We start from the raw sequence: 12,683 nt of genomic DNA, 5'->3' as shown, positions 1-12,683 counted from the left end.
AAGAGGGATTGTTCACTACTATTCTTTTCGCTTATTAGGGCTTTCAAACAACCTATAATAGACGAATGCCGCCAAGGCGCCTACGGCTGAAAACCCGGTAAGCATCCAGAAAACATATTGATAACCCTGCACTCCAGGATAAGTATCTAAAAAATAACCATAAGCCGGTCCTGCAAAAATATCAGGGGTGTATCCGACCAAAGAAATCAAGCCTACTGCAGTACCGGTAAGTACAAGCGGAATCTTCCCTTTTTTCATAACCCCGAAATACAGGGCACGAGCGGCATATACCCCTAAAGCAATCAAAACCACCGCCATAAAAAATAATAAGGTCGTTGAAGGTACTATCAAACCCGAGCTAAACAAGACTCCGGCTGCAATACATAAAATCAAGCTCAGAAAAAGCCAAAAAGTGATTTTAAAGCGGTCAACCACAAAACCTACCAGTAATCCGGTAGTTGGTCGTAAAAACTGTAAAAAGGTACCTACCTGTGCCGCTTTGACTTGGTCATATAACATGACCTCATTTGCGAACTGTGAGACTACGTCAGTAATCTTGTAGCCCACATAGGCACATAAAATAATGACCATTAACAACCAAACAGCGGGTAGTTTGAGTACTTCTTTGACTTCGGTTACCGAAATGCGTTCAATCAAGATCTCTTTTTCATCGACACCCGATTTCATGAAGAACCACACGAAAACCCCAATAAGCACAATTATGGCCATCGCGGTATAAATGACATAGGCAAAGGCTTCTTGACTTTCCAATAAAGAGGATTCCTGAACTTGTTCCCCAACAAAAAGCGAGAAAATAAATACCCCGAGCAATCCAAATAAAAAGCCAGTGAGCCCCCTTCCGCCATCCAAAAAGCCAAAGGCCCTACCTTGTGAATTATTACCACCCCAGACCCTAGTCGCTTTTATCATGGGCGCCCAAAACAAAAAAATGGTGGTAAACCCCCAATATCCGTATAAAACCTGCAGTGTAATTACATCAGGATAAATAGCAAACAAAAGCCCTCCCAAGGCAGTCATCCATAATGCAATGGCAATCAGTTTTCTTGGTGGAAACTTATCAGCTAAAGGGCCACCCATCAAATATGAGGGTACCGCCACTAGGCCATAAATCGAAAAGCAAAGTCCTAGCTGTACATTATCCAAATCAAAGACCGCTAGAACCGTCGGTCTAAAAATACGGGGTAGTACAAAAGGAAGTATAAATACTGCCTCGCCCGCTAAAATCAATAGTAAGAGATAATACCAAGAAGGTGTCTTCATAATTTCATCATCGGTCTTTGGGATCTACATTGACATTCTTTTTCTTCAATGCCTTGAAGCTTGTCATATCTACGGGCTTGTATACCCGATTTCCTTTTGGTGGATTTTTAACCAATTGGTTTTGCGGCCGTACGGGTCTTTTTTCAAAACCACCACCACAATTGGGGCACACGTTTTCAAGAAGTTCCGTGACGCATTCTACGCAAAAAGTACATTCATAGGTGCATATCATGGCCTCTTGGCTATCAGGCGGTAACGGTTTGTCACAATTTTCGCAGGTCGGTCGTAATTCGAGCATCGAAACGATTTATGCCCTAAAGGTAACGATATCCCTTTTTAAATTATCGACCATGGTTACAATACCTTGCCCTTATTTGAATCAGTCCTTTTTTATAAAACCCGTTGTATCCATATGGCGCCCCGACCTTAATAACCCTATAATGATGCATAGCAACATCAGATCAACTACTTAAATTAAGTTTATATCTTATAAATTTAACGTTACTTTTGTGTTAGGTTTTTAAGAATACTTTTGGCCAGCGTGTTCTCGTTCCCACATTGTTCTTAAAACGATGGCAATGTCAAAATTACCTAAAGAAAATCGTTTTTTAGATCTATCTGATTACGGCAGACCTGCTGCAAGTGTTATTGCCAAAGCACTTCAGAATACGTCTTTTACCCCAATACACGTGACCTTATTGTTCGTGGTTTGCGGTTTTGTAGCCATTTATTGTATACTTCATGAAAATTATTGGGCTACCACTTTGTTTTTAATTTTAAAATCAATTTTAGATGCCGCTGATGGCGAGTTGGCGCGACTTAAAAATACGCCCTCCTATACGGGTAGGTATTTGGATTCCATTTCAGATAGTGTCTTAAACCTCTTGATTCTAATAACTATTTGGTACAGTACCAACGGCTCTTTGCTTTATACTTTCCTCGCATTCTTCGGAATTCAACTGCAAGGCACCCTGTATAACTACTATTATGTCATTCTGAGAAATAAGTATAATGGCGATACCACTAGTCGTATTTTTGAAAAAGAAACCCCAATCGCCCTTAAAGGTGAAAAGCAACGCGACGTGGACATCCTTTTTTCCTTATATCGTTTGCTCTACGGGGTTTTTGACAAGATTATCTATCGTTTGGATAAAAAAGCCGTTGAGAGCACCCATCTTCCCAATTGGTTCATGACTGCTGTTTCTACCTTCGGATTGGGCTTTCAATTACTCATCATAGGTATCATGTTAGTAATGGGATTAAGGGAATATATCATCCCCTTCTTTATTACCTACTCTATTTTCATTTTCATTTTTATTGGTGTCAGAAAGTTTCTCAATGAAGAATAATTGCTTTGTTTTCAAGTCATTTTTAAATCAACCGATACGTTTATTTTTAACGGTCTTGGGTAGTTTTCTTTTCATAGGATGCCCACCGTTACCGGAAAAAAGTGATATCCGAATTAAAAATGTCAACCTCATCGATATCACTACCGGTGAAGTTGAAAAGCGGGATATTTTCATTTCAGAAGGACGGATTACAAAAATCAGTGGCGGTGACAGTACGAATGTATACCGTGGAGCCGAAGTCAGCATCAATGCCAAAGGCAAATATGCTTTACCGGGGTTTTGGGACAATCATGTTCATTTTCGTGGAGGGGATTCGTTGATTTCCGATAATAAAAACCTATTGAAATTATTTATCGTAAATGGAATAACAACAGTTCGCGATGCAGGGGGCGATTTAACGCCACAGATTATGGAATGGAAGACTGCAATTGAAGAAGGCCACCTTTTAGGACCTACTATTTTTACCTCAGGACCAAAATTGGATGGGCCAAACGCAACTTGGGCAGGTTCCCTGGTCGTCGAAAACGAAATGGATATTGCCCATGCCCTTGATTCTTTAGGGCGCATACCCGCTGACTACGTAAAACTGTATGATAGCCGAATCAGTGCAGAAGCCTATCTAAAAACGATTATAGAAGCTGAAAAGCAGGGTATCATCAGTTCAGGACATATGCCGTTCACCGTAGAACTACATGATGCCATAGATGCCGGAATCGATGGTATAGAACACCTTTATTATATCATGAAAGGATGTTCTGGCAAAGAAGCTGAAATCACCGAGAAACTACGAAAAAAGGAAATCGGTTTTTGGGATGCCATGCCCGTACTTCAAACGTCCTATAATGATTCGGTTGCGGCAAAGACTTTTGCCAGAATGAAAGCTAATAGGGTATATTCGATACCGACCTTACATATTGGCCGGATATTAAGTTATTTGGATGAAGTGGACCATAGTCAAGATGACTACTTGAAATACATGGGCAGCGGTATTATCAAAACCTACGAAGGGCGAATCAACAGGGTCAAGAATTCGACCCCAGAAGCCATTCAAAACCGAAAAGAGCTGGATGCCTTTTTCGGTCAATTGGCCAAGACCATGTCAGATGCCGGGGTTTCACTATTGGCTGGTTCAGATAGTGGGGCATTCAACTCACACACCTATCCGGGAATTTCGCTTCATAACGAATTGGCGGCCATGGTAGCCGTGGGTATATCCCCCTTAAAAGCCTTACAGAATTCCGCCTATAATGGTGCTTCATTTTTGAAAAAAGATGCAGACTATGGTCAACTGGCCGAAGGGAAAATTGCGGATATCGTTCTACTCAATGGCAATCCGTTGAAAGATATTACACAGACCCAAAATTTAAGCCATGTCATTAAAGGCAATCAAGTTATGAATGAAAAGGACTTGAAAGCGCTGTTGGCTTCGGCATTGAACCAAAAATAGTATTAAAGGCGCCCTTTTTTCATTGCTTTTCCTATTTCCCCCCAAGTGATGGGCCGAATGTTATTTGCGACCAATTTTGACCTATTCGCCTCATTGGTAAAAAAATCAAAATCAATCTGTCGCCATGCCGAGCCAAAATTTGGATGGTCAACAGTAATACCTTTCATTTCATGATCATCAAAAGCGGGATGGATCAAAATTATATTCAAACCACAAACCAGATTCTCAAAAACCTCAGCGTAATAATCGTTCAACCCCGCAGACTTGAAACGTTCAAAGGTTCCATAGTAAACCTGGTCAACCAAAAAGTCACTCTCTTGAATGTATTTTTCAGGATCAAGACCCCCCATTTCAAGCAACTGTCCGTTTATCATTACAGGTAGTCCATACTTTTCACCAAGCTTTTTATATACCTCAAAAAAATCGTGACGTGCACCCACACTATACATATGTGAATCAAGATGGGTTGGGCGTAACCCCATTCGAAGTGCGCCCTGAATTTGGGCATTAAGCTCTTTTTCAACATCTTCAATAGTCGCATTCATTGCGAGCATTTCCCTTTTTTTAAAGAAATGGCCGTTTTCGTCCACTAGACTAGGTATTTCGGTAGCAGGTAACATAGGCCCGAATTTATAATACTGCCACTCACAAGTGAGTGTCAAATGGACTCCATAATCATATCTGGGGTTGTTTTTGGCAAAAACGGCCATTTCGTAAAACCAGGGGCAGGGCACCATAATGCTGTACGAGTTGACCATTCCAAATTGCAAGGTTTGAATAGTAGCCCTGTTTTCGGAATGTGAAAGGCCCGCATCGTCGCCATGTATCATCACTAATTTGGTGTCTTTGACAAATCCTAAACGTTGTGCCAGGTTCATTTTATATTGTTTTTCCTTTTAGGGCGATGTCCATCGTCCACCAATAAAAATCAGCGCCATTAAGTCTATAAAAGGGATTTCTGGCCTGTTTCATGGCCAAAACATCCCAGTGCCCTAAATAGACCCATTCCCAAGTTCCGAATAGCGACCATTGTATCCTTTTTTTTATTTTTTCCTGTTCTGCCAATGAAAACCCTAATTTCTTCAGTCGCACCCTATTTTCTTCCAATACGGCAGCTTCAATTTCAGTATCTAAAAAAGTTTCGCAGAACAATTTCCACACATCGATCTTTTTCGATTCAAGAATGTTGTGCTTTTCAGCAAAATCCCTAATTGTTGACTTGTCGTCATGATTGAAGAAAATGACTTCCCCATCATCAATTTCCATGGAATACGGAAAAGTAGTAAAATCCACTTCCTTGATCCTATCTAAGGTCAATACCTTGTTCTTACGCAATGAACTAAAATAGAATTCGTAATAGTCGAATACGATTCGGTCTTCATGAATGTGGTATGTACTGTATTTCATTCTGCCCAAATCAAGTAGTCCATATTTTCAAATGTTCAAAATTACTGATACAAAACATACCTTGGTGGAACAAGTCCGTTAAGTCTCATATACACTACCATTTGGGCTCTGTGATGGGTAATATGGTCAGCTAGTAGCATGAAAATTTGACGTTTCGTTCTATCGAGTCCAAAATAGTCTAACCTGTCCTCAAATTGACTCGTGTCAAATTTTTGAAGCAATGTAATGGTATCATCAAAAGTCTTCGTAATGATGGTAATCATCTCTTCTTTAGATTTGTTCGTGACCTTGTACACTTTGTCAGTACTCCAATTTCGGGCTTCACGTCCGTTTAACAATGACTGACTATGCCAATCCATCGCAAACCCCACATGCATCAAATTTTCGGCAAATGATAACGATTCTGGTGACGCTTTAAAGTTGTATTTCGCCTCAGGCATCATTTCGGCTACAAGAAGTACATACTTTTTTGAGTTTTCCAATCTTTCCAAGTACTGCTCAATAAAAGCATCTTTTTGGGCAACAAGGGTATTTGCACATAGGAAACCCAAAACGGTCAAGATTAGAATTAGAGTATGTTTTTGAATTTTCATTTATTAAGGTTTTGGATTTTCATTGCGTCTGGTCTAAATCAATTGCAACTATTTTGGATCACATTACTTTCCTATTTTTTGGTAGTGTTACAAGTTGTTCTTCTTTTTCAATATTACCCTGGCTACTTCTTTAGCTTCATCCGTAAATTTTGAGTTAACGTCTGCAATATCCTTCAATTGCCTTGCAGTCTTACTTTTAAATTTGGATTCAAATGAATTCATCAAATCTTTGTCTAAAACCTTTTTTTGCTTTCCATTTTTCTCAGGAAAGAACTTATTGATTTGATTTTTACTTAAGGCGAAAAACAGAATCAAAAGACCCACATAAACTGGATTAATCCCAAATTGTACAAACCCGACCCTATAGGTTTTATAATAGAAATCAAGCACCCCGAATATGCCTAGTGTAAGAACTATTGCAAAGAAAATGAAATAGACTTTCTTTTTTTTGAAATATAAGCTTGTCGCTATTATTAAAGATATAATTGCAATGTATTGCCGGTAACCAAATACAAAGTTTGATGTCAAACAAACTCCAAATCCAATCAAAAGAATCAAAATAGATACTACTAGGGGTATGATGTCTAATTTTAGATTTTTCATAAATATGTCAGTACAATTTCCTCATTTTTATAAGAAACTATTAGTTCTTATCAACCATTATATATCCTTTAGCTTTGTAATTTACGTAATCTGAAATAGACAATGAACAGCGAACAAAACTATTGGTCCAAACGCTATAAAGAAGAACGAACCGGTTGGGATATCGGGTATCCCTCAACACCCTTGAAGACCTATATCGACCAACTTACCGATACCTCCTTAAAAATTTTAATTCCCGGTGCGGGCAATGCCTATGAGGCCGAATACCTCTGGGAGCAGGGTTTCACCGATGTGTTTGTGTTGGATGTCTCGCCAATACCCTTAAAAGCCTTTCAAGAGCGTAATCCAGATTTTCCGAAAACACAGTTGCTGCAAGAAGATTTCTTCCAACATCAAGACCAATACGACCTTATTTTAGAACAAACGTTCTTCTGTTCGTTTGTACCTACTGCTAAAAATCGGTTCGCCTATGCCCAACATATGGCCTCACTTTTAAAACCTACAGGAAAACTGGTTGGGGTCTGGTTCGATTTTCCATTGACCGATGATATGGAAAAACGTCCTTTCGGCGGTGACAAAGAATTATATTTAAAGTATCTGACAAGGCATTTGAACATGCTTGTTTTTGAACCCTGTAACAATTCAATAGGCCCAAGAAAAGGGAAAGAGCTCTTTGGTATTTTTAAACAGCAGTCTGGTTACCGTTAAGCGGTTTTTCTAATTATCGCACAAACACTTCGGTTGTGTAGTCCATAAAATGCCAACATCAGTTTACCGGTTAAATTTTGAAAACGATAAAATAAGAAGCCCCTCAGTGATTTCCTTGAGGGGCCTTTCTTTGTTTTTATTGGAAAGTAATCAATCTTCCAAGCGTTCAAATGACCATTGTTGATTCGTCCTTCCATGAAATGGCCATGTAATGATCGTGGTACCAAATGAATTTCGACGCCCGAATACATCCAAGTATCTATTATCACCAAGATTCCTTAAATAAAAGTACCCCTCTTGCGCACCGGGTTCGATGACCCATTGTTGGTCCGCTTCACTTCCAAACTGCCATTGTTCAACGTTGGTATTTCTACTGGCAACGGCTTTATTTGAAAAATTTGAGGTTAGTACATAGGCCCCGGAATCAAGCACTTCAAGATGCCATTCCTCATTTTCCGTATCGCCAGTTCTGGTACGTTGGTCAATATTGATTCCGTCATCAGTCGAAAGACTGGACAAGCCCATGGCACGACCACTATTTCTGGCCCTTATAATATAGTTCCCTTCTGGTATGACCAAGCTTTCTTGGGTACGGATTTTATTGATGATCTGTAAGCCTCTGGTACCGGAAGCCGCGAATATAAAATCCCCATCGGTGGCCACGTAATTTATAGAGCCATTTAATTCGACAACACCCATTAGATCTATGATATCGTTCTTGACCCTAATGGCCAAGCCGGCTCCCCCGTTTGCTAAAAGGGTCACATTACCTTCAACATCAACGGCATTGGTGACCTTATCCGCCGCTATGACATTATCTGGATCAATGAGAATTGGTAGTCGTTCTTCTAAGGTTGCCGTATCCAAATCAAATATGGCGGCCCCATTATTACCTTCGGCAACAATCAGTTTATTATCCGAAATAGCTATGGTACGTTTGGCGCCAGCGACAAAGTCTGTTCGTGTACCAATCTGTGAAACTTCATTTAAGTCGGTATCGAGGATCCGAACCCCTGCACCACCGTCCAAAACCGCAATCTTATTATTTGAGGATGCTACCCAACGTAAATCATCGTAAGCAACTTCATTGGTCTTTACAAAGCTATCGGCATCATATTTCGCGATAACCCCTTCAACGCCACTAGAGACATAAAAGGAATTCCCCAATCGTGTTATGCCGGTTGCCGTTTGACCTTCTTGGTAAACATAGTTGATGTCGTTTAGATCTATACTACCATTATTAACGCCGATCTTTGCGATAAATGATTCACCAGTAGCTTCTAGAACCCTTTCCGTATTTACACCTCCGATAACATACAAATAACCATTGTCGTGTAAGACTACATTAGCATCCCTATCATAAAGGTACATTCTCGAGGTAAGAACCGGCACCAACGGATCACTCAAGTCGATGACGTCTACGGCACCCGCATAAACTTCGCCCACGGTGTTGTACGAAACATAAGCAAAATTACCATCTACATCTATATGTGTCGCGCCAAGATTCGTATTGCCGTCAAAACTCGGACTTTGCACTTGACCGACTAAATTGAGATGGAAATCGCTACTGGCATTTGAAGTACTTGTATTATTCTTGGATGCCCTTTCCACGCCGGAACGGTTTAAACCATAAAAACGGTTCTTTTCTATGATTTCGTTGTCGTATTCTTCATGCTCAAAGTAGATTTCCAAAATACCATTCGATTCCATTGAAACCGAATTTAAGAGCGTAGTGTTATTTTCTTCGAGGATTAAAGCTTTTCCTTGGCTTTGTAAATCAAAAACCGTTGTCTCATCAGAACAACCGATTGCCAATAATACAACCACAACAGCTATAACGTAGTAGTTCTTCATACTTCAGTAGGTTAAAGATTAATTTGGTCAACACACAACCCTTTATTTACCCATTTATTGCATTGGGGTTTCATTTTTCGATAAAATTCTAAGTATCAATGCAGTTCATCGATAAAATTCGTTAACAACCTTTTAAGAATTGTGGTTGCTCATTTCTTTATCTTTAGGCGACTAATTTCCAACTGACACTTAAAATGAAAAAATTACTTTCCTTTTTGGTGCTTTTAGCATCGACAACCTTATTTGCGCAAGAATTTACCATGGATTTGGTTCAAGACCTAAAGCCCCGAAATATAGGCCCAGGAGGAATGAGTGGCCGTGTTACGGCCATCGATGTGGTGACTGGGAATCCTGACGTGATGTATGTGGGCACCGCTTCTGGAGGTCTTTGGAAATCTACCTCTGGAGGTATCAAATGGGAACCCATATTTGATAAGGAAGTGACCGCCTCCATCGGTGCCGTTGCGATTCAACAATCAAATCCCTCGGTTATTTGGGTAGGTACGGGAGAAGGTAACCCCAGAAATAGTCTAAATGGTGGTTATGGAATCTACAAATCACTGGATGGCGGTAAGACCTGGAAAAGCATGGGCCTCGAAAAGACCCGTCATATCCATAGGGTCATCATTGATCCAACAGACCCCAACACCGTTTATGTAGGGGCTATCGGTTCCCCTTGGGGCGAACACCCAGAGCGTGGGGTCTTTAAAACCACGGATGGTGGAAAAACATGGAATAATATCCTTTTTGCCAATAATAAGACGGGAGTCGGCGATATGGTCATGGACCCCAACAACCCCAATAAGCTTATCGTCGGTATGTGGGAGCACAAACGTGACCCATGGTTCTTTAAGTCCGGTGGGCAAGACAGTGGTCTTTATATGACCCACGACGGAGGTGAAAATTGGAAACAACTTACCGATGAAGACGGATTACCAAAAGGGGAGCTTGGTAGGATAGGCATTGCGATTGCAAAGAACAAACCCAATATTGTCTATGCCCTAATAGAAGCAAAAAAGAATGCCTTGTACAAATCAGAGGATGGCGGTTTCAAATGGAAAAAAATCAATGATAAAAATGATATTGGCAACCGGCCATTTTACTATTCTGATATTCATGTAGACCCTGAAAACGAAAATCGTGTGTTCTCTGTATTTACGTATGTCAACGTTTCTGAAGATGGTGGAAAAAACTTTACGCAATTGATGCCGGCATACGGCGTTGACAACGGGGTACATCCTGATCACCATGCATGGTGGATCCATCCTGATAACGGACAATTTATGATGGACGGTAATGATGGGGGTATGAATATTACCAAAGACGGGGGTAAGACCTGGCGCTTTGTGGGCAATATCCCCGTGGCACAGTTCTACCACATCAATGTGGACAATGAATTTCCATATAACGTATATGGCGGTATGCAAGATAACGGCTCATGGAGGGGACCCGCATATGTATGGCGCGCACAGGGCATTCGAAACGACTACTGGCAAGAAATCAGTTTTGGCGACGGATTTGATGTGGTACCCGATGTAGAAGACAGTCGCTACGGTTACAGTATGAGCCAGCAAGGTTTTGTATCCCGTTACGATTGGAAAACGGGCAACAACTATTCGGTACGCCCTACCCCACCCGATGCAGAAACCAAACTACGCTTTAACTGGAATGCGGCCATAGGCCAAGACCCTTTTGATGCCAGTACCGTTTACTTCGGAAGCCAATTCGTACACAAGTCTACCGATAAAGGATTGACCTGGCAGGTCATTTCACTGGATTTGACCACCAATGACCCCGAAAAGCAAAAGCAAAGTGAAAGTGGTGGCCTGACCATGGATGCCACCGGTGCTGAAAACCACTGTACCATTTTGGTTGTAGAGCCCTCAATAGTCGAAAGGGATATGCTATGGGTGGGCACCGATGACGGACGTGTGCATTACACCCAAAACGGGGGTGCCAATTGGACCGAGGTCACGGCGAACATCAAAGGCTTGCCAAAAGGCAGTTGGATTCCACAGATAAAGGCATCCAAAAAAAATAAGGGAGAAGCCCTGTTGGTGGCCAACGATTATCGAAGGTTCAACTATACACCTTACGTGTACCGTACCAAGGACTACGGTAAGACCTGGAATCGAATCGTAGATGGTGCTGACGTAGAGAGCTATGCGCTATCCATCGTTGAAGATGAGGTGAATCCAAACTTGGTGTTCTTGGGTACCGATGATGGGCTTTACATTTCCTTCGACGCCGGAAACCAATGGATAAAATGGACAGAAGGTTTTCCAACGGTTTCCACCAAGGACCTCGCCATACATCCGAGGGAACATGACTTGGTTATTGGAACATTCGGACGAGCGGCTTGGGTTCTGGATGATATCCGCCCCCTACGCGCTTTAGCCGCAAATAAATCCATCCTACAGCAAGACATCAAGCTATTTGAAAGTCCAACAGCATATCAATCGGCATATCAACAGGCGACAGGAAGTCGCTTTGGGGCCGATGCCATCTACAATGGTGAAAACCGAAAGAGAGGTGCCATGCTTACCTACTATCTTAAAGAAGGCAAGAAAGATTCAAAAAAAGACAAGAAGAAGTCTGACGAAAAAGAATCGGAAAACGACAATACCGAAACTGAAAAAGAGCTTACCGGAGTGCAAAAGAAAGACTCGGTACAGTTCGATTTTTATGATGCTGACCGTTTAATCCGAACTTTGAAGTATAAAACACCTGAAAAGGCAGGTTTCCACAGAATTTATTGGGGTATGAATGAGAAAGGCCCTGATAGGCCCGCTCGAAAAATCAGTAAGAAAACCCGTGAAAGAGGTGGAGTTGCCGTTAAACCAGGTACCTATAAAGTAAAGATGAGTTTTGGTGATACCACTGATGAAACCACGATAACCGTAAAGAGCGATCCAAGATTAAATATAGATCCTACTTCAATCAACGAAGTCTACACGTATGGCAAACAGATAGAAAAGCTAACACAAACCGCCGCTGATGCCGTAAAACAATTGGTTCAAAGTAAAGATTTAGCCAATAAATATTCTAAAGAAATGAAAGATTTGGACGAGGATAAATACAAAGACCAAATCAAAGCTTCAAAAGATATCGTAAAAGCCATTGATTCGGTAGTTGCCCTATACTTAGGAAAAGAGGACAAACGTCAGGGTATCACCCGTAATCCCGAGGTGACCGTTATGCAGCGTATCGGTTTGGCAAACAGATATGTCTACACCCGAAAAACAGGAATAACCCAAACCGAAAAAAATCTCATAAAGTATGCAGAAGATGAACTGAAATCAGCTTTAGACAAGACCAATACCTTCTTCAATGGAAAATGGAAACCTTATCGCAAGGCTATCGAAAGTCTTGATCTATCGCCTTTCAAAGAAACCCAGACATTTACGATCAACTAAAGTGTACAACAAGAAAAATATGCTT

11 protein-coding genes are annotated in these 12,683 nt (G+C 41.1%); 4 read left to right on the top strand and 7 right to left on the bottom strand.

Annotated elements, in window-relative coordinates; genetic code table 11:
• Nucleotides 1-18: 18 nt before the first annotated feature.
• Nucleotides 19-1,281, bottom strand: a complete 1,263-nt coding sequence (locus tag AACM45_RS00750) for an MFS transporter (RefSeq protein WP_339140148.1) — start codon at nt 1,279-1,281, stop codon at nt 19-21.
• A 7-nt stretch (nt 1,282-1,288) separates the two neighbouring features.
• Entirely contained in the window at nt 1,289-1,579 is a 291-nt protein-coding gene (locus AACM45_RS00745) for a DUF1272 domain-containing protein (RefSeq protein WP_339140147.1), read from the bottom strand.
• A 280-nt stretch (nt 1,580-1,859) separates the two neighbouring features.
• Between AACM45_RS00745 and AACM45_RS00740 the strand changes: the two genes are divergently transcribed.
• Entirely contained in the window at nt 1,860-2,630 is a 771-nt protein-coding gene (locus AACM45_RS00740; RefSeq protein ID WP_339140146.1) for a CDP-alcohol phosphatidyltransferase family protein, read from the top strand.
• Nucleotides 2,620-4,077 (top strand): amidohydrolase family protein, encoded by a 1,458-nt coding sequence (locus AACM45_RS00735; protein WP_339140145.1) that lies wholly within the window; start codon nt 2,620-2,622, stop codon nt 4,075-4,077. Before AACM45_RS00740 ends, AACM45_RS00735 begins: the two co-directional genes overlap by 11 nt.
• 2 nt (nt 4,078-4,079) lie before the next feature.
• Here AACM45_RS00735 and AACM45_RS00730 read toward each other — a convergent pair whose 3' ends face one another.
• From AACM45_RS00730 to AACM45_RS00715, 4 genes are all read right to left on the bottom strand, one after another.
• Entirely contained in the window at nt 4,080-4,955 is an 876-nt protein-coding gene (locus AACM45_RS00730; protein WP_339140144.1) for a polysaccharide deacetylase family protein, read from the bottom strand.
• Between the two features lies 1 nt (nt 4,956).
• A complete protein-coding gene (locus AACM45_RS00725) occupies nt 4,957-5,484 on the bottom strand; it encodes a hypothetical protein (protein WP_339140143.1) in 528 nt (175 codons plus the stop codon).
• A 41-nt stretch (nt 5,485-5,525) separates the two neighbouring features.
• Complete coding sequence (locus tag AACM45_RS00720; RefSeq protein ID WP_339140142.1) at nt 5,526-6,077, bottom strand: DinB family protein; 552 nt, start codon at nt 6,075-6,077, stop codon at nt 5,526-5,528.
• An 87-nt stretch (nt 6,078-6,164) separates the two neighbouring features.
• A complete protein-coding gene (locus tag AACM45_RS00715; RefSeq protein WP_339140141.1) occupies nt 6,165-6,680 on the bottom strand; it encodes a hypothetical protein in 516 nt (171 codons plus the stop codon).
• A gap of 102 nt (nt 6,681-6,782) precedes the next feature.
• On the opposite strand from AACM45_RS00715, the gene AACM45_RS00710 reads away from it, so the two are divergent.
• Entirely contained in the window at nt 6,783-7,388 is a 606-nt protein-coding gene (locus AACM45_RS00710) for a methyltransferase domain-containing protein (RefSeq protein ID WP_339140140.1), read from the top strand.
• Nucleotides 7,389-7,538: 150 nt separating this feature from the next.
• On the opposite strand, the gene AACM45_RS00705 is transcribed toward AACM45_RS00710, so the two are convergent.
• Complete coding sequence (locus tag AACM45_RS00705) at nt 7,539-9,242, bottom strand: RICIN domain-containing protein (RefSeq protein WP_339140139.1); 1,704 nt, start codon at nt 9,240-9,242, stop codon at nt 7,539-7,541.
• A gap of 194 nt (nt 9,243-9,436) precedes the next feature.
• Here AACM45_RS00705 and AACM45_RS00700 point away from each other — a divergent pair, with 194 nt between their 5' ends.
• On the top strand, nt 9,437-12,658 hold the full coding sequence (locus tag AACM45_RS00700; protein WP_339140138.1) for a WD40/YVTN/BNR-like repeat-containing protein: 3,222 nt from the start codon (nt 9,437-9,439) through the stop codon (nt 12,656-12,658).
• The last annotated feature ends 25 nt before the right edge of the window (nt 12,659-12,683 follow it).

The organism is Croceitalea sp. MTPC5, assembly GCF_036985505.1.
Taxonomy (GTDB): Bacteria; Bacteroidota; Bacteroidia; order Flavobacteriales; family Flavobacteriaceae; genus Croceitalea.
This window is presented reverse-complemented; position numbering and strand designations above follow the sequence as displayed.

Coding starts and splice junctions, on each gene's coding strand:
- AACM45_RS00700 (WP_339140138.1), top strand. CDS start 9,437: ATGAAAAAATTACTTTCCTTTTTGGTGCTTTTAGCATCGACAACCTTA.
- AACM45_RS00735 (WP_339140145.1), top strand. CDS start 2,620: ATGAAGAATAATTGCTTTGTTTTCAAGTCATTTTTAAATCAACCGATA.
- AACM45_RS00705 (WP_339140139.1), bottom strand. CDS start 9,242: ATGAAGAACTACTACGTTATAGCTGTTGTGGTTGTATTATTGGCAATC.
- AACM45_RS00725 (WP_339140143.1), bottom strand. CDS start 5,484: ATGAAATACAGTACATACCACATTCATGAAGACCGAATCGTATTCGAC.
- AACM45_RS00720 (WP_339140142.1), bottom strand. CDS start 6,077: ATGAAAATTCAAAAACATACTCTAATTCTAATCTTGACCGTTTTGGGT.
- AACM45_RS00750 (WP_339140148.1), bottom strand. CDS start 1,281: ATGAAGACACCTTCTTGGTATTATCTCTTACTATTGATTTTAGCGGGC.
- AACM45_RS00745 (WP_339140147.1), bottom strand. CDS start 1,579: ATGCTCGAATTACGACCGACCTGCGAAAATTGTGACAAACCGTTACCG.
- AACM45_RS00740 (WP_339140146.1), top strand. CDS start 1,860: ATGTCAAAATTACCTAAAGAAAATCGTTTTTTAGATCTATCTGATTAC.
- AACM45_RS00710 (WP_339140140.1), top strand. CDS start 6,783: ATGAACAGCGAACAAAACTATTGGTCCAAACGCTATAAAGAAGAACGA.
- AACM45_RS00730 (WP_339140144.1), bottom strand. CDS start 4,955: ATGAACCTGGCACAACGTTTAGGATTTGTCAAAGACACCAAATTAGTG.
- AACM45_RS00715 (WP_339140141.1), bottom strand. CDS start 6,680: ATGAAAAATCTAAAATTAGACATCATACCCCTAGTAGTATCTATTTTG.